This is a genomic window from Pontibacillus sp. ABV4_188, from assembly GCF_056311905.1.
Genome location: NZ_CM149975.1, coordinates 1,332,875 through 1,348,939, shown reverse-complemented (window position 1 = coordinate 1,348,939; position 16,065 = coordinate 1,332,875). Strand labels below are relative to the sequence as shown.

The 16,065-nt window shown below is 38.7% G+C and carries 26 protein-coding genes; 13 read left to right on the top strand and 13 right to left on the bottom strand.

The annotated features are described in order from the left end of the window. Nucleotides 1-238 precede the first annotated feature (238 nt). From ACYX4O_RS06820 to ACYX4O_RS06810, 3 genes are all read left to right on the top strand, one after another. Entirely contained in the window at nt 239-439 is a 201-nt protein-coding gene (locus ACYX4O_RS06820; RefSeq protein WP_476355744.1) for a hypothetical protein, read from the top strand. 300 nt (nt 440-739) lie between these two features. Next, a complete protein-coding gene (locus ACYX4O_RS06815; protein WP_476355742.1) occupies nt 740-955 on the top strand; it encodes a helix-turn-helix transcriptional regulator in 216 nt (71 codons plus the stop codon). 1 nt (nt 956) lies between these two features. Further along, nucleotides 957-1,244, top strand: a complete 288-nt coding sequence (locus tag ACYX4O_RS06810; RefSeq protein ID WP_476355741.1) for a hypothetical protein — start codon at nt 957-959, stop codon at nt 1,242-1,244. 185 nt (nt 1,245-1,429) lie between these two features. Here ACYX4O_RS06810 and ACYX4O_RS06805 read toward each other — a convergent pair whose 3' ends face one another. The 3 genes from ACYX4O_RS06805 to ACYX4O_RS06795 form a co-directional block, all read right to left on the bottom strand. Beyond that, complete coding sequence (locus tag ACYX4O_RS06805; protein WP_476355739.1) at nt 1,430-1,792, bottom strand: DUF948 domain-containing protein; 363 nt, start codon at nt 1,790-1,792, stop codon at nt 1,430-1,432. Nucleotides 1,793-1,921: 129 nt separating this feature from the next. Further along, nucleotides 1,922-2,374 carry a hypothetical protein gene (locus tag ACYX4O_RS06800; protein ID WP_476355737.1) on the bottom strand — a complete coding sequence of 151 codons (453 nt, stop codon included), beginning with the start codon at nt 2,372-2,374 and terminating at the stop codon, nt 1,922-1,924. A gap of 210 nt (nt 2,375-2,584) precedes the next feature. Continuing rightward, nucleotides 2,585-3,142 (bottom strand): hypothetical protein, encoded by a 558-nt coding sequence (locus tag ACYX4O_RS06795; RefSeq protein ID WP_476355735.1) that lies wholly within the window; start codon nt 3,140-3,142, stop codon nt 2,585-2,587. A gap of 785 nt (nt 3,143-3,927) precedes the next feature. Here ACYX4O_RS06795 and ACYX4O_RS06790 point away from each other — a divergent pair. Continuing rightward, nucleotides 3,928-4,074 (top strand): hypothetical protein, encoded by a 147-nt coding sequence (locus tag ACYX4O_RS06790; RefSeq protein ID WP_476355733.1) that lies wholly within the window; start codon nt 3,928-3,930, stop codon nt 4,072-4,074. Nucleotides 4,075-4,237: 163 nt separating this feature from the next. Here ACYX4O_RS06790 and ACYX4O_RS06785 read toward each other — a convergent pair whose 3' ends face one another. Beyond that, nucleotides 4,238-4,588: a DUF2200 domain-containing protein gene (locus ACYX4O_RS06785; RefSeq protein WP_476357031.1), complete on the bottom strand. Its 351-nt coding sequence runs from the start codon at nt 4,586-4,588 to the stop codon at nt 4,238-4,240. Between the two features lie 397 nt (nt 4,589-4,985). Between ACYX4O_RS06785 and ACYX4O_RS06780 the strand changes: the two genes are divergently transcribed. Both ACYX4O_RS06780 and ACYX4O_RS06775 read left to right on the top strand, forming a co-directional pair. Further along, entirely contained in the window at nt 4,986-5,195 is a 210-nt protein-coding gene (locus ACYX4O_RS06780; RefSeq protein WP_476355731.1) for a helix-turn-helix transcriptional regulator, read from the top strand. Continuing rightward, entirely contained in the window at nt 5,188-5,595 is a 408-nt protein-coding gene (locus tag ACYX4O_RS06775) for a hypothetical protein (RefSeq protein WP_476355729.1), read from the top strand. The genes ACYX4O_RS06780 and ACYX4O_RS06775 overlap by 8 nt, the downstream gene beginning before the upstream one ends. 46 nt (nt 5,596-5,641) lie before the next feature. Here the strand turns inward: ACYX4O_RS06775 and ACYX4O_RS06770 are convergent, their stop codons facing one another. Further along, nucleotides 5,642-5,818 carry a hypothetical protein gene (locus tag ACYX4O_RS06770; protein ID WP_476355727.1) on the bottom strand — a complete coding sequence of 59 codons (177 nt, stop codon included), beginning with the start codon at nt 5,816-5,818 and terminating at the stop codon, nt 5,642-5,644. 111 nt (nt 5,819-5,929) lie between these two features. On the opposite strand from ACYX4O_RS06770, the gene ACYX4O_RS06765 reads away from it, so the two are divergent. Next, entirely contained in the window at nt 5,930-6,097 is a 168-nt protein-coding gene (locus tag ACYX4O_RS06765; RefSeq protein WP_476355725.1) for a hypothetical protein, read from the top strand. 110 nt (nt 6,098-6,207) lie between these two features. Continuing rightward, a complete protein-coding gene (locus ACYX4O_RS06760) occupies nt 6,208-6,369 on the top strand; it encodes a YfhE family protein (RefSeq protein ID WP_188652667.1) in 162 nt (53 codons plus the stop codon). 117 nt (nt 6,370-6,486) lie between these two features. On the opposite strand, the gene ACYX4O_RS06755 is transcribed toward ACYX4O_RS06760, so the two are convergent. Genes ACYX4O_RS06755 through ACYX4O_RS06745 form a run of 3 tightly spaced genes read right to left on the bottom strand, consistent with a single transcriptional unit; the run spans nt 6,487 to nt 7,997 of the window. Continuing rightward, the gene (locus ACYX4O_RS06755; RefSeq protein ID WP_476355723.1) at nt 6,487-6,954 is read right to left on the bottom strand and encodes a hypothetical protein; all 468 of its coding nucleotides are present in this window, start codon (nt 6,952-6,954) and stop codon (nt 6,487-6,489) included. Between the two features lie 23 nt (nt 6,955-6,977). Continuing rightward, nucleotides 6,978-7,442 (bottom strand): hypothetical protein, encoded by a 465-nt coding sequence (locus ACYX4O_RS06750; RefSeq protein ID WP_476355721.1) that lies wholly within the window; start codon nt 7,440-7,442, stop codon nt 6,978-6,980. A gap of 51 nt (nt 7,443-7,493) precedes the next feature. Next, nucleotides 7,494-7,997 carry a hypothetical protein gene (locus tag ACYX4O_RS06745; RefSeq protein ID WP_476355719.1) on the bottom strand — a complete coding sequence of 168 codons (504 nt, stop codon included), beginning with the start codon at nt 7,995-7,997 and terminating at the stop codon, nt 7,494-7,496. A 196-nt stretch (nt 7,998-8,193) separates the two neighbouring features. On the opposite strand from ACYX4O_RS06745, the gene ACYX4O_RS06740 reads away from it, so the two are divergent. Together ACYX4O_RS06740 and ACYX4O_RS06735 are read left to right on the top strand one after the other, a co-directional pair. After that, nucleotides 8,194-9,039, top strand: a complete 846-nt coding sequence (locus tag ACYX4O_RS06740; RefSeq protein ID WP_476357030.1) for a protein-glutamine gamma-glutamyltransferase — start codon at nt 8,194-8,196, stop codon at nt 9,037-9,039. Between the two features lie 104 nt (nt 9,040-9,143). Then, entirely contained in the window at nt 9,144-9,320 is a 177-nt protein-coding gene (locus ACYX4O_RS06735; protein ID WP_305849403.1) for a YjcZ family sporulation protein, read from the top strand. A 123-nt stretch (nt 9,321-9,443) separates the two neighbouring features. Here the strand turns inward: ACYX4O_RS06735 and ACYX4O_RS06730 are convergent, their stop codons facing one another. The 3 genes from ACYX4O_RS06730 to ACYX4O_RS06720 are packed head-to-tail and all read right to left on the bottom strand — an operon-like array spanning nt 9,444 to nt 10,694. Then, complete coding sequence (locus tag ACYX4O_RS06730) at nt 9,444-9,734, bottom strand: SunI/YnzG family protein (protein WP_476355716.1); 291 nt, start codon at nt 9,732-9,734, stop codon at nt 9,444-9,446. Between the two features lie 26 nt (nt 9,735-9,760). Next, nucleotides 9,761-10,144 (bottom strand): VOC family protein, encoded by a 384-nt coding sequence (locus tag ACYX4O_RS06725; protein WP_476355714.1) that lies wholly within the window; start codon nt 10,142-10,144, stop codon nt 9,761-9,763. A gap of 25 nt (nt 10,145-10,169) precedes the next feature. After that, nucleotides 10,170-10,694 carry a GNAT family N-acetyltransferase gene (locus tag ACYX4O_RS06720; protein ID WP_476355712.1) on the bottom strand — a complete coding sequence of 175 codons (525 nt, stop codon included), beginning with the start codon at nt 10,692-10,694 and terminating at the stop codon, nt 10,170-10,172. 237 nt (nt 10,695-10,931) lie between these two features. On the opposite strand from ACYX4O_RS06720, the gene ACYX4O_RS06715 reads away from it, so the two are divergent. The 3 genes from ACYX4O_RS06715 (at nt 10,932) to ACYX4O_RS06705 (ending at nt 13,020) form a co-directional block, all read left to right on the top strand. Beyond that, nucleotides 10,932-11,519 (top strand): ArsR/SmtB family transcription factor, encoded by a 588-nt coding sequence (locus ACYX4O_RS06715; protein WP_476355710.1) that lies wholly within the window; start codon nt 10,932-10,934, stop codon nt 11,517-11,519. Between the two features lie 22 nt (nt 11,520-11,541). Continuing rightward, the gene (locus ACYX4O_RS06710; RefSeq protein WP_476355708.1) at nt 11,542-12,780 is read left to right on the top strand and encodes an MFS transporter; all 1,239 of its coding nucleotides are present in this window, start codon (nt 11,542-11,544) and stop codon (nt 12,778-12,780) included. A gap of 81 nt (nt 12,781-12,861) precedes the next feature. Next, nucleotides 12,862-13,020 carry a hypothetical protein gene (locus ACYX4O_RS06705; protein WP_476355706.1) on the top strand — a complete coding sequence of 53 codons (159 nt, stop codon included), beginning with the start codon at nt 12,862-12,864 and terminating at the stop codon, nt 13,018-13,020. Between the two features lie 41 nt (nt 13,021-13,061). Here the strand turns inward: ACYX4O_RS06705 and murB are convergent, their stop codons facing one another. Continuing rightward, nucleotides 13,062-13,973 carry a UDP-N-acetylmuramate dehydrogenase gene (gene murB, locus ACYX4O_RS06700; protein WP_476355704.1) on the bottom strand — a complete coding sequence of 304 codons (912 nt, stop codon included), beginning with the start codon at nt 13,971-13,973 and terminating at the stop codon, nt 13,062-13,064. A 415-nt stretch (nt 13,974-14,388) separates the two neighbouring features. Then, nucleotides 14,389-16,065, bottom strand: coding sequence for an acyl-CoA dehydrogenase family protein (locus ACYX4O_RS06695; protein WP_476355702.1), 1,677 nt, complete (start codon nt 16,063-16,065; stop codon nt 14,389-14,391).

The following is a 16,065-nucleotide window of genomic DNA, read 5'->3' as shown; positions in this document are numbered from 1 at the left end:
TTCCCTCATTCTTTTTAGTGCTTGGTTTTGTTTGCTTTTATAGTATCAGTCTTTTATGGGGGATTCAATTTTGGTAAACATTCATATATGCGTCATAACTTATACTTAATTTTTTTGAAACAACTTCTTTTCCGGAAAAGAATTCGAAGTGTTCAACATATTCGGAGTTCCTAAGAATATGTTACTAACTATTATAAAGTGATATTATAGATTTTTACTAGTAATGAGGAGTTTTTTTATGAAGAATATTTTGATGGGTGCCTTAGTTTTTGTCATTGGTTATCTAGTACTTGGGACCTTCGCTAGTTACAAAGATGGTAAAATAGAGTTATCTTACTATGCAGCTATTGCATTTTCTGTTATTTACCTTGCTAGCGTCATAACCGTGTGTACATGTTTTATCGTTAATGCGTTAAAGAAAGATTCGAACACACAGTAGCTACCGTTCAATAACCAAATCGCTAAATTTAGTTAACGCAGAGGAATCTACTCTGCGTTTATTTGTGTGATTTCTTAACTACTACAGTTCCCCTACCCTAACAGAAAGATTGTTCCTTTAATCAAGAATCGTACTCCAAGTCGTCCTTCTTGAATGCAATAATTTAGCCTACCCATTTTAAGGGAGAGAAAGAGGGATAAGGTACCTGTAACTTCTCCATGTAATATATTTTTGTCAAATTGTTAAAAATTAGTTGTTCTTTGTCAAAAATATGTTACATTATAGTTGAGGAGGATAAAAATGAAAAATTCAGGCCACTTATCAAACTCTATATATTTGTTACGAGCAGAAAAACGTTGGTCTCAAAGTGAATTAGCAATATTAGTTGGGGTTAGCAGACAGACAATAGCATCCTTAGAAGCAAATAAATACAATCCCTCTTTAATTCTCGCATATAAAATTGCTCGTACATTTAACAAGAGTATTGAAGATATATTTACATACGAGGAGGAATAACATGTTAACCATTATTACTTACATTCTGTTTATCCCATTGATTTTAAGTTGTTTGCACTGGGCTACTTTCATGAACTCCGAAGGGAAAGATGAAAGAGGTCAAATCATCTTAGGAAAGGTTAGCCAATCTACATTTGGTCTTATTCTGTTAGGAGGGGCAGTTCTTCTAATGATTGATATTTTATTGAATCTTTCTAAAACATCATTCCAGCAAGGCATACTCATCCTCCTCTCTATCGTTATGGTAGTAAATTCTACTTTCATTTTTAGATTTAAGAAGGCAATGTAGGATAGTGTTGGCAACTAAAAGAACAGAGTAATATGCCCATGCAATCTAAGGAGTTTTACGTTTTGGAACTAAACAAAATTAAGCCCTACACTCTTCCTAACAGTGTAGGGCAATCTAAATAAAGCTACTATGAAATGGATTACTAGCCCATAAAAAAAGAGACCGGTTCCCCAGCCTCTTCCCCATCACTTCAATTTAATCTGCACCGGCTGACTTTCCTGTGTCCGCACGGTTTTCCTATCGTTCTTGTCCAAAGCAGTCCTTTTCATTGAGCTTGTAACCTCGTGAATCATATCCCCCACATCGTGAGCGGATTCGATTAAAGGATCAACGGCTTCCATTTTTCCTTTTACATCCACCGAGATTTGATTGGCTTCATTTAGCAGTTCTTCTGCCTCCTCTGTAATCCCGTTTACGGATTTACGGACGTCAGACAGCGTCTCCTCTGTTTCAGACAGTGTTGCCATCACCTTTCGTAATGTCAAAACCAAATAAACGACGAGAACAACAAACGCAATGGCTCCAATTGCCACACTCCACTCAAGCATTCAGACCACCCCCCTCCTCTTCTCTAAGTCTATGAAAGTGAGGGGGCGGACATTCCTATGAGAGCACACAGGTGATTCTATCAATCCAACAAACACCAGAAGGGTTATGATCTAACGTTAGAATATCACCTAATCCACTTCCATGTTTTGAAGCTCCTCGAGAAGAAGAGAAAAGGACTGATAATTCTCAATAAATTCAATGGTCATTGCGCCTAAAAATATTATGAACACTCCACCATAAATATACATAGCCGTTTTGAAATACCGACTATTTCGTAAGGTTGAATAAAGAAGGAGGGGAGTTTGAAGTAAGAGAATGCTAATCAAAAACAATAATCCCATAAAATTACGCCCCATGACCATCTCCAATATAACTTTCGAACTAAGTGTGCTGTTCTCTTGCTTATTTAATACAAACTTTTCTTCTTCGTTAAAAATATGCTCTACAGTCAAACTCCCTGTCGTTTCAGAATACGTATACGAATAAGGAGGAAAATAAATTTCATATATATAAAGCAATAAACTTAATAGCGTAATTAGGATTAAAAACACTCCTAATAATACAATCTTCCATTTTTTCAACATAGGCTCCCCTTTGTTAATATCTTTCAAGCACCATCAACACGGTCCTTTAAGTTGCTATTCCTTTCATCTATAAGGAGAAGCACCTTTTTGTTTAGTGTACCGTTCATGACTTCGACCATCCATGTTGTCACACTTGTCTATGGAGCGTCTATTTAAGCGCACTGGGGACAAGGTACCTGTCCCCTTGCCCCGCACCCTTGCCCCGCATTATCGATTTTCGTTATATTGCCAATCCGCTGGCTCTGACATTTCATTTTCAACTTCTTGAAATAGTTTCTTAATTTCATTAATGGTCAAGTCTTTGTAGTCGAGCTTTGACATAATTGTAGACAGATAAGCACTCTGACTTTTTAATTCCTTGCTAAGGTCAAATGGAAGATCATCCGGAGAATAGGATGAGGCATCTTTTAACGATTTAGAGATGGCATCTAATTTATTAGATACATGATCAAGTCCAAGATTATATTTATCTTCATATAACCCTGACATCAAAAGATGATCGTACTGATCTAATAGATCACTCTCAACTCTTTGCAATCTCCAACTTGCGACGATTAAATCTTCTTTCGACTTCCTTCCTTTTGCCGCTTCAGATAAAAGCTCCGTATATCGTTCAATAGACTCAAAGGTATTTTCTACTTCATCCATATAGCTTCTATGTAATAATTCATTATATGAAGAAAGTCGATCACCTAACATCACAACACCTATAATGAAAAAACTTACAAGAGCAAGATACACCATAGGTTTCTTATTTTTACTCAAACAATCCCTCCATAGACGTCGCCCTTCATCATCATACACGTGTTTTTTCCAACTAAATCTTCAACGATTCCTAACAATTATTTCAAAACAAGATTAAAGCTGCAATAGACTCTTTAGAGGAGGATCTGGTTTTATCCTCAAAGAAAAGTATCCTTTTCATATGTGCGCCTTTCACAATATTTATAACGATAGGTTTTACGTTGATGTATTTATCACCGGCGTGGTTGATTGTCACTTTGGGAAGTTTGGTTGCTTTCGGCTATGTTTACACATATAGAGTAGTGATCTAAGTAGGGGAACAGGTACACCAGAAAGATTTTCTTCAGGACTAAAAAGAGATCAAATCGCTATGATTTGATCTCTCTTTAACGATGTGAATGCACGTTTTGTTTTATATAGGACCGTCATTATCGTTACCATGCTTCATCTGATGCAATCCACCTTCTACACCTATTATCACAAAGAAGCGTTCGAATTCCTATATCTCAAGATCGTTCCTTTACTATAATAATTTAAAAGGAATTTTTACGAAAACAAGAACGAAAAATAAGAGTTAACTAACTCTACTAAAATTTATTTTCGCAAATTACATAACACTAGCTCTTTAGACCTCCAACACCCATCCTTATCTCTTCGCCCCATTGTAAACAATTTAAAAACTTGAGAAAACAAATTAACAAATCGGCGGTTAAACCAATAGGAGAAAACGTTTTTTCACAATTTATTTTCCTGAATATTCAAGTTACACTAGGAACAAGTCAAAAAAGAAATGGAGGTTATACATAATGGAAAAAGCTAAGAAAATTGGTATTGTGTCAGCTTTTGCTTTAGGTTTATTAGCTGGGTCGTTCTCTATTCCAACTAATGCAGAAGCCTATCCTGCTTGTGAACCGCACCATACTGATTGCCCAGATGATCCGTGGAACTATTAAGATGCATGAAGAAGCACAAGACTACTCTTGTGCTTCTTTTTATTTAATCTATAACTTTATATTTTGGCAGCTTGAAGAGATGTTTTCTTATATCTTGCAATGCGATAAGAAAACTATTGTCTCAAGCTATTCTTCTTAGGGTAATGTTCCAACCACTCGGACTCTAATTACGCAAAATCTTCTCCATCGCCTTCCCCTTCGCTAACTCATCAACCAGCTTATCCAAATAGCGAATTTCCTGCATCGTTGGATCTTCAATCTCTTCCACACGCACACCACAGACTACACCTTTAATCATAGCGCGGGAAGGATTGAGCTCAGGTGCTTCCTCAAAGAACGTTTCAAAATCTGTTTGTTTTTCCAGCTGTGCTTCTAATTTTTCCTGATCGTATCCAGTTAGCCAACGGATGATTTCATCGACTTCTGATTTCGTGCGTCCCTTTTTCTCTGCTTTCTTAACATAGTGAGGATAAACACTTGCGAAGCTCATTGTATAGATTTTATGTTTCGTCATCATCGATCTTTCCTTCCTGGTTAAATTGGATTTAAAGAACGTACAACCTGTAAGCAAAAGGAGAATTTTATGAGGGGTGATGAATCTACCTAAAGGTCACGAGCGCCGTTGCTTTGATTTGCTTACGTACTGCTAGTATAACATGGGGAGATAATTGGATTATCTATATAACTAATGATTGTTCCTAAAAGCCATTATCTTCTCTTCTTATCACTTTACGATTTGACATCCGTTCCGTTTCAAGTCAATGGTAATTCCTTAAACAACATTAAAGCACCGTGGACCCTTTTAAAAATTAAGGATTGACTAAAAATACCAACTACTATATTATGAAGTTAACTTCACATGAAACAAACTTCATGCGAAATATACTTCATATTGTGTAGGGTGATACTGTTTGAAAAACCATATTAGAAGCCTTAGGAAAGAAGCCAACATAACTCAACAAGAACTAGCTGATTTAGTTTCTGTTTCTTCAAGGACAATCATTTCATTAGAAAAGGGGCGATACAATCCTTCTGTTCTCCTAGCTTATAAGATTGCGAAGATCTTTCATGTATCCATTGAGGATTTATTTACTTTTGAAGAGGATGATGACAATGAATAGTAATGTACGAAATGTAATTATTATGATTGCGTTAGCTACAGTTGGTTTATCAACATTTATTTTTGGCGTAGTTAAGGATCTGCCTTTTGGAGTTGCAGGATTAGGAATTGCTTTAGCTGGAATTTCGATAGAAGTATACGTGAGGAATAAACGAGACACTACGACCGCGAGTGGGGAGAAACGTAGTGAAATTGAGAAAAACGATGAACGAAATGTACTCATCAATGCAAAGTCAGGCGAGGCTGTGAACTTCATTATGGATGCTTTTATTGTAATTGCTGCACTCTTATCTGTTTACTTACAATTAACAACAGCCGCTCAGACGCTTATCTTTTCTTTACTGATTATAAGGATTGTGGTTAGGCCTGTTGTTAAACGTTATTATGAGATAACTATGTAAGCCTTATCTTTTTCTATTAATAGGCATAAAGACGTACTCGGGAAGGTTATTGATCTTTCCTCTTCCTCTTATAGCCTATATAAAGAGAGAGTAACCCTGTTAGAGTAAAAATCATAACCATGAAAGCTGATACTTGTGTACCAGGAAGACTTCTTGTAAAGACATTGTACGCTGATATGAACATAATAATAAATAGACTTATTACGCTTAGAGAAACTTTCATACCTAACCTCCATATGGAATTTTTAATCTTACATAATATGGTGCATTGTACATAAACTCATGTCTAGAGATTGAATGTGTCTTGCAAGTTGATATAAAGGGGGCGGATCGAATGCACAAGAATAAAAAGAACCTCGGTCTGGCAACATTTGATGTGCTTACATTTGGGATTCCGTTATATATTCGGAACCTTTATAAGAAACCAAAACAAACCCTTATCATTTCAAACATTGTATTCCCTATTATTTTTATCGTTCTGTTGCTACTTCTTCCATGGTAAAACGAAAATATTCCCCTCTCTATTCTAAAAATTAAATCTTATGTTTTACACTCATTCACACTGGGAAACCTATAACTGTACAACGAATTCCAACAGAAAGGATGAGATCCATGTATAAGAGATCACAATACCAGCCTGTCGGAGGAGAAAACGATACATCAGCAGCAAAAGAAGTCATCTATTCTAAAGAATTTAAGAAAGCCGACATTGCTGGCGGATATCGTAAACCAAAATTACAAGAAGCAAAAAATAGTAACCCTCAGTTACCGTAAAGGGGTTACATGTAAAAAAGCAGCCTAGAGATAGGCTGCTTTTGGTTTTTTCCGCTACTTTTTCTTGGTACGTTACCATTATATATGAATTTCCCTTCACCTTAGTGAACCTGCCCCTTAGTCACCTTCTATAAATCTACTATTAATGAACTGACCGATTGTCACCCCTACCCAAGCTCCAGCTAAAGGAAAGATGTCATGGTATGAGTTGATTTCGAATGCACTCCAATTTATTATGAACAAGCATAATACAAAAATCAGGCTAATAACAGTGAATATGATGGCTTCTAATTTTCTCTTCTCCCTCCACTTATGCTTACCTAAACGATCTTGTTCAAAAGCGTCAAGGTACCTTGCTGTTTCATTTCCAAAAGCTTTCCCTGTCTTTAGTTTATACCATGAAATGGCTGCAACACTACAAAACATCAGCCATAAGCCGATAGCAAGAACGAAAGAACCGTTGGGATAATTCAAAGCATACAAGATAAATAGAAGAAGCCCGGACAAATACACAAGATTAAGCTGGATGTTTAATCTCCCTTTTAACCGCTTTACTTTATCTAGATCCCATTCTGTTTTCTCCATTTTCTCCCCCGTTTCATAACTCCCTATAAATTCTTAATCCTATAGATCTCGCCGATATTAAATCCAATCCAAGGTCCTAAAAAAGGAAGAAGTGAGAAGAGAGAGTTGTTTGTTAAAGAGTCGAAGTCCAACAGAAATAAACACAACGTAACCCCTATACTCATGATCGTTACGACGATTGCTTCAATCCCCTTTTGGCGCATCCACTTTCTTTCCCCTTTTTGATCTTTGTCAAAAGCTAAGACGTAGCGAGCTGTTTTTGTTCCTAGTGGCCTTCCTGTCATAAAAGCATAAAGGGAATTGGCCGCGATCCCCCATAAAAGCAGACAAAAACAAAGCAACAGAACAAAAGCTGATCCTGCTTCACTTGAATAAAGAAACAAAAAGACAAACATCAGAAAGACAAGAAACATAACTAAATTAGATTGAAGTAATAGCTTCTTTTTCATTCGCTTCACTTTATCTAGATCCCATTCGATCCCAATCACATCCTTTCTCCTATTAGAAAAAATCCCAGTAATTACAGAGCAATCTCTTTGTCATAATCGATATATTCTTATAATTTGACCTATATTAGCACCCAACCAGCCACCCAAAAAAGGTAACAAATCGGTGGCAGAATCAATTCTCATAGCATTACCCATTACTAAAAACAGACCCACAGTAAAAACAATACTCACGAATGTTATAACTAGAAATTCAGTCATTTTCTCCTGCTTCCATTGCTCTAGACCCTTTCTTTGTTTCTCGTAAGCTTGTATGTATACCAAAAATTTAGGTCCAAGTGTTTTTCCTGTCTTTAAAGAGTACATCAAATTCGCTGCTATACTCCAAAACATTACACTGAATAGAAGTAAAAGCACATAAAAGGAATAATCTTTTCCCACGATATAAGATACGAAAAAAACAGCAACTAATAGAAAGACAAGATTAACTTGAATGAATAGTTTCTTATGTAATTGTTTTACCTTTTTAAAATCTCCCTCAATGTCCATCACTATAAAAACACTCCAATAATAAGTTCGTTCTATTTCCTTTACCATATATACGAATCCAAATGGAAAAAGTTCCTACTTAAAGGTAAAATAAAACAACTTTATCGATTTGTAAACCTGCACACAGCTAATCTTGAACTAAAACGATCTTTTCCTGTCTTTATTGAAATGCATGGAAAAAACATCTTTCCCTCACCTAACGAATAGTATTAATAAAAATACATGCGCGAAATGGGGAATCTTCTTGCTACAAGTATCAGGAAGTTCATATCCATCTAACCTATTAGTAAACATAGGTCCCTTGGAGGATGAAATTATAAAAGGAATGCAGAATTCGAGCGAGTTATACTCTTATTCTTCCATGAATGAATTGTTATTTGATCTAAAGGTTCGGAAAAACACGATAGAAAGTGCAGCGGAAATGAGTGAAGGAGAAGCGATATTTCGAGGGTTTCGCTCGGCTACTTGTAACCCTGATTACTGGTATTTGACGCCAGCTGGCGGCTTCTTAATTAAGCCAACTGTCCTTCCTTCTGAAGGCATTCAAGATATTTTCAACAACAGTTCTCTATATGCCTATGAATGTGCAACTGCTTGTGTCATCGTTTTCTATCATGCTGTTTTGAAAAGCATTGGTCCATCTTTATTTAATGACCTATTTCCTAACCTTTACCTATACAGCTGGAATACAGATCCGGATCTTGGAATTTACACGTATTATGCGAATGATTTCTTACCTGGTGATGTCGTTTATTTTAATAATCCTGATTATGACCGTGGAAACGCAAATTATAGAGGGGAAAATGCCGTTGCTATGGGGGACGGAAAATTTTTTGGACACGGTATTAACATCGTAACATCTGATGAGATGATTGAATTTCTAAATAGTAAGAGATATGAAGGAAGTAATCGATCTGCTTATCTAACAAGCTCTGTTACCAGATTACTTGTCAATCGTTTCATGCCTTATTCGAATACGTATAGAACCCTATCACCTACTGCTCCACTGTTATCGATCCACCATAACAAAATCTCCATCTCGCTTATCCAACACCTATACTACCTCTCCAGAAAAAGCTGGAACTCATAACTCCCTACCGTGACAGGTACCCATTTTTTGGGTTGACGGGCTCGAAATTGGAATAGGTGCGTATACTGTAGTGACAAATAACTAGTCTGAAAGGAAGAATGAATATGTATGGTAATGTTAACGCACCTGCAAATGTAAATGCTCCTTCAAATGTGGCTCCTGCTTATATGGGACCTTCTTACGGCATGATGCCTTGCCGTAACGACAACACGTTTGTATTAATTGTTGTGTTGTTCATCCTGTTGATCATTGTTGGCGCTTGCTGTTATTACAACTGCTAATAAATGATCTAGGCCAAAAAAATAGTGAAATTTCCTAATTCCTAATATAAAAGGACATGAGCCTCGTTTGCTCATGTCCCTTTGTTTAGTAAACATTAAATTGTATATCAGAACTCGCCTGCTCTAGATCTCTGACAAACTGTCCATACCCATTAAGAGCCAGCAGGTACTTTTCAATGTGGTGGTGAGCACGATCCGGTCATTAATCCGACCTGGTATACCAATTACAGTGGTATCCCCTGGACCGGCAAAGTATTCCGACTCTTCCACCTTTATAATATCATTTAGAGGAATGGTCACTCGTGAGAAAAGGTGTTTCACTTCTAATACATCACCTTTTACTTTCCAACGCACTTGAAAGAAGTAAACGATCGTTTCAATCGATTTACATGGGAAAGGGAGAACTTCTACCATATCCCTATTCTATTACCCTATAAAGGCTATGGTCGAATAGAAGCACTAGAATCATTCAACTCTCCAAGCTCGATCCGATTCCCATCAGGATCTGTTAAAACAGCAATCGTTCCCCATTCAAATTCTAGCCTTTTCTCTTTAAAGATGGCTCCACGACTCTCTAGCTGATGAACTTCCTCGTCTAAGTCTTGCACATCAAATCGGATCACGGTTGGATTTTGATGCCTTACCTTTTCTTCATCACTACCAACCCCGCCTTGCTCGACCATTAAATAGCCGTGCGGGAGATTAAAAGAAACAAGCGTACTTTTTACATTCCTTACAGGTAACCGAAGAAGGTCTTTATAAAAGGAAATACAATCTTCATACCTCTCCGTAAACAGAATCAATCCAAACTCTCGAAAGTTCATATGTAGGCTCCTTTATAACATTCTTTTATACCCCAATCCAAAACCGCTTCACAACATTTCCATTCTCTTCAATATGATCCGCATCTTGTACGCCCCCATTATTCAAGATCGTTTTCATCGATCCTTCGTTTTCTGCATCACATACAACCAATGCTTCTTGTATACCAAGCTCTTTCGCTTTCTCAAGCGCGAGTTGTAGTATAGCTGTCGCATATCCTTTACGCCGTTCAGATGGGCGAATTCCGTAACCTATGTGACCACCGCTCTTTTTCAGAAATTCTGTTAACCCGTGCCGAATATTTACGATCCCTAGTATTCGGTCGTCCTCATTCGTCAGCCAAAAAGTGGAGTCAGGGAGCCATCCCTCAGGCTGCCCAATGCCTTTAGAGTTATTTTGTAAATACAGAAGCATCGCTTCAAAGTCTGTTGGGTCCTTTTGAAGAACGAATGGGATCATGTTCTCTCCGCTTTCTACCCATTCGTTGTAGTAAGATTGATAGGCTGATTGCAATTCGATTGATGGTTCTACTAGTTTTAGATGTGGTTTCATTAGGCCCTCTCCCTTTTGGTGAATTTTCACTAGTTTATCATAAAGGTTGAGGGCATGAAACTGAAAGTGGAAATTATTTCATACATGAGTTTCTTTAGAATTGGTCTATTAGTATATAAATCCTTCCCTAATCTCTTAACGGTTCCTCCTGTCTTTACGTAAATTTTCATTTTACTTTTTTTACAAGTTCCTTTATAATCCAGTTAACAAAACTTAACCGGTTAAAGGAGGTTACCCATGTACCAAAAGACAATAGAAATCATCGAAACGTATGAACAATTAAAGGCTATTAGTGATCCATTGCGGACGAAAATGCTGATGTATTTAGTCGAGCAGCCACATACAGGACACATGTTGTCACAGGAACTGAATCTCTCAAGAGCTAAAATCCTTTATCACCTACGTGAACTCGAGAAGCACAACATCATTCGGCTAGTGAAGAAAGAAGAACGCGGGGGAAATATCCTGAAGTATTATCAAGCGATCGCGAAAGGGTTTATTCCTGCTGATCACTTGCTTACTTATTCAGAATCTCAAGAAGCTACAAGGCAATCGTATTTAGAAGTATTAGACCGCGCCAAAACAAGAGTGCTAACCGCTCCAGAAGAATCCTTTCGGCTTGAATCAAAAGAAGTAGAAGAGTGGGATCGCCTTTCACTTCAGAAGGAAGTATCCGTTAGTAAACAAGCTTTCTTAAACTTCACCGAGAAATACCGCTCCCTACTACAAGAGTTAGAAGAGGACAATTCAGAAGGAGATCAACATGATTACTACATAATGACCACAGCTTTACGTATAGATGAGCCTCTGTTCAAAAAGGAATAAACGAAAGGAAAGGATGCGAAATATGAATGACGCTTTAGCTACCTCAAACAGTTCGATATCAGGACGCTTATGGAAGAATCAAAAGTTTCTCTATTTGTGGTTCTCAAGTACAACATCTTTCCTTGCTTTATCTACCTATCTATTTGCTGAACAGTGGTATATCGTTCGTGTCCTTGATCAAGAGGCTCTTCTAGGGGTCGTCTTAATGGTCACTATGATCCCCCGGATTTTCCTTATGACGATTGGAGGTGTACTTGCCGACCGGTTCAGAAGATCTCGCATCATGGTGATATCTAGTTTAGTAAGAGGGGTATTAATGATCGGCATGATGATCTTCTTTCAATTAAGTCTGCTGGCAATTGCACCTCTTATTGCTTTTGCATTATGCTTTGGAGTTGTCGACGCCTTCTTCTCCCCTGCCAACTCATCACTTGTACCTACACTTATATCAAAGGAGAAGCTAACGCAAGCGAACTCTTTTATCCAAAGCTCCAATCAATTCGCCATGTTCACAGGTCCAATCTTAGGTGGTTTTGTGTTAACAATCAGCTCATTTTCTATATTATTTGCAACAATCGCTGCTCTTCTTTTCCTCACCTCCCTCTTCTCCTTCTTCATTAAAGAAGAGGCACAAATCGAGAAATCAACACCCTCAACCAAGACAGAATTAAAAGATGGGTTCCGTTACGTATGGAATCTTCCCTTTTTAAAGAACATGCTGATGATTATCATCTTTATTAATTTTTTCTTCTTTGGCCCTCTCCTTATAGGGATTCCCCTCATCGTCGATCATGCCCTAGATGGAGAACCTTTGCAATTAAGCTTCATGCAAAGTGCTTATCAAGGGGGAATGCTAACGGGAGCCCTTCTCATAGGGGTAATGAACCTGAGGCGAAAAAGAGGGATTATGATTTTATGCTTAATGACCGTCCTGGGCATTTGTTTGTCCCTACTTGGTATGATTCATCACCTATGGCAAGGGATGGGCTTATTAGGGGTGATGGGCTTATTATCATCCGTTATTAATGTCTCTCTTATCTCAATCATCCAAGAACAAAGTCGGTCAGATAAGATTGGTCGTGTCATGAGTATCGTGAACGCCTCATCAAATGGACTCGTTCCGTTATCATACGGATTCGTCTCTCTCTCTTTGCTTGTACATCTCTCCATCCCTACAGTTATGGGGCTTTGTGGATTGGTGATTACGACTCTTTCCGTGTGTTATACCTTTAGATCGACGATAGTGCGAAATATAGACTAGTCCGATTTAGGCATTCCTTACAGTATAGGATTCAGCTTTCAACCAACAATAAAGGTGATGCACGTAAGAAGGAGGGATGGTATGAAACCAAACAAACCATCTAAAGAAAATTCAAGATCCCCAATGAAAAAAGGCTATGCCGGTACAGATCCTCAGAAAGTAAAACAAGACATTCAAAAGGATTTAGACGCTGGAATCGGGGATATGACGTCTCGGGAGGCTGGATCGATGAAAGATTGAGGTAACTTAAAAAAGGTAAAGAGCACAGGGCTCTTTACCTTTTAGTCTTCTCCAATAATTCTAACTTCTGTTTCAAGGTCTACACCGAACTTCTCTTTTACGGTTTCCTGCACGTGCCTAATTAAGTTCACGTAATCGGTTGCCGTTCCTCCGCCCACATTGACCATAAATCCTGCGTGCTTTGTTGAGACCATAACGCCGCCGATTTGGACGCCTTGTAAATCGCTGTCTTGAATTAATTTTCCAGCGAAATAGCCTGGAGGTCTTTTGAACACGCTTCCGCAGGATGGGAATTCTAAAGGTTGTTTAGATTCACGCTTAAACGTTAAATCATCCATCTTTTCCTTAATGACGTCATACTCACCTGCTTGTAATGCGAACGTAGCTTCTAATACAAGTAAGTTGCGATCAGGGATGTTACTTGTTCGATAACCCAAACCAAGGTCATCAGCTGTTACGGCTTGAAGTTCTCCTTTGTCGGTCACGACGACCGCGCTTTCAAGCACATCTGAAACCTCTCCACCGTATGCACCTGCATTCATATATAGGGCTCCACCCGTTGTACCAGGGATTCCGCATGCAAATTCTAGTCCAGTAAGCTTTTGGTCTAATGCATATCTAGAAACATCAATAATTTTAGCACCAGCTTGAGCTGTTATTTTGTTTCCATTATGACTAATATCCTTCATCTTCCCTAAGAAAAGAACGACACCTCTAATGCCACCATCTTTAATAATCATATTAGACCCATTCCCAAGGAACGTAACAGGCACTTCATTTTCATAGCAATACGAGAGCACTTCTCCTGCTTCGTTGTTGCTCTCCGGTGAAACCAAAATGTCCGCTTCCCCACCAGTATTGGTGAATGTGTAGGTTTTTAAAGGTTCATCTTTTTTCACATGATCTTTATTAATTAATTTTGAAAGCTCATCGTACCATTTCAATTTTGTCATATCTATTCAATCCTTTTGTTTCATTCGTCTAGTTTATATTATGAACATACTTTTTCTTTGTTCACAATCATATTGAATTCTAAGCATCATTCATAAGTCAGAAGACCTTCTGCAAGAAGCATACGTATTCTCTCATTTTATTTCACTATATAAAATAATATCATACTTCACCACTCTATAAATCACATACCTCTAAATTCCTCTTTAAATTCCGGGACAAAGGGACAAGTTCATCGTCCCTTCGAGTTTCGAAATAAGGGGGTTAGTTTTAGTATAGGTCATGCACCCCATATAAAAACGGACAACATGCTTACGCATCTTGTCCGTTTTGTTATTCCTTGCCTGTCCAAAAGAATAAATGTACTCTCATTTCCGATTTCAAAAATCGGGACAAGGTACCTGTCCCTCCATCCCACTAGTTCACCCCAACCTTTGATTCCTTCCCTTCTACAATCAAATCGTAATAAACTAAGGACTTTCTATTTGCGTCCAACTCGTTCTTTTTCCATGTTTTCTGTAAGAAGACTTCAGCTACGGCTGTCTTACGCGCTCCTCCTTTGACCGCATCTTCAAGAGCTACCACACTCTCGAAAATCGCAGCCATTTTCTCTGCCAGGTGCTTTGCATAAAACGTTTGCTCCTCTTCACTGTAAGAAGTGAGCTGGCTAATCTCTTGATCTAGCTCTTCCACTTTCTCATAAACAAGTGATCTCTCAGCCTGAAGGGTAGCAGGAAAGGCGTCTAAGGAAGTCTTCATCTCTTCTATGAAAAGGTTGTGAATTTGAAATTTATTCATTAGCTTCAGTACCTCAAGCCCTAGAATATTCGCTGTTCCTTCCCAAACGGTGAGCACTTGGGCATCCCTTAAAAGGCGAGGCATGACGAAGTCTTCGATATAACCATTCCCCCCATGCATTTCGATGCTCTCGTGACAGAAGTGAATAGCTTGTTCGGCGGCTTCTTTTTTCAAGATGGCAATCAGCAGGCGCTCGAAAGCAATACCGCGCTTTGAGGCTTTCTCTGGCTCATTAGCCATGTTGTCAAATAAAGAAATGAGCTTAAACACACTGCTCATTTCGACTTCTTGCTTCGCTTTCAATGAGACAAGTGTATCCCGAACCATCGGAAAGTCTTTTAATGGACTTCCAAACGTAACCCTGTCGTACGCATATTGCTTCGCCTCAAGATAAGCTCTTTGCATAATACCGATTGAAGCAACGGCGTTACACACACGTGATAAATTTAAAGCTTCCATCATGTAATAGATGCCACGCTCCGCTTCACCGACGAGATAGGCTTTGACTCCTTTAAACTCCACCTCAGCTGAAGGGACGGCTCTAACACCTAATTTGTCTTTTAAACGACGAATGGATATCCCTTCAGCCGTTTGCTCACCGTCTTTCCAAGGAACGAGGAACAAACTAAGCCCCTTAGATCCATCCCCGTCCCCTTCTCTTCTGGCCAGCACCATAGCCACACCGCACATTCCTGCATTACTAGCAAAATACTTCTCACCAGTAAGCCGGTACACCTCTCCGTCCTTAATCGCTGTTGTTTCATTCGCTCCAACATCTGATCCACCCTGTCGCTCCGTCAAAAACGTTGCCCCTTCATACAACTCCACATCTCCTGTCGAGAGTACATGAGGCAAGTATTTCTTCTTCAATTCATCGCTGGCATAATGATCGATTAAGTAGGCGGTCGCCATTGTTAACGTAACCGGACAGTAGAATCCTGGCTCAGTGTGAGAGAGGAGATACCCTTGCGCATACGAATAAATGTAATCCCCTTTTCGCCCAAGCTCTGGGATCGGTTTATGGACGTATCCAACGATCCCCCGGTCATACGTTTGCTGAATGGTCTTCTTATATCCGTCGTTTACCCACACACAAGAAATGTCATTGCCCATTTTGTCGTACTTGATTAACTTTGGCTGGCCTTCCCGGTCGGTATGGGCTGCGCGCTCATCGATCTCGGTCGCACAAAGCTCCCCGTATTCATCCAACTCCCGCTTCGCCCACTCAGCAAAGTCATCATCTAAATACTGATCAAGAATAAACGATAGATTCGGATCTTCACGAAAATAGTTCAT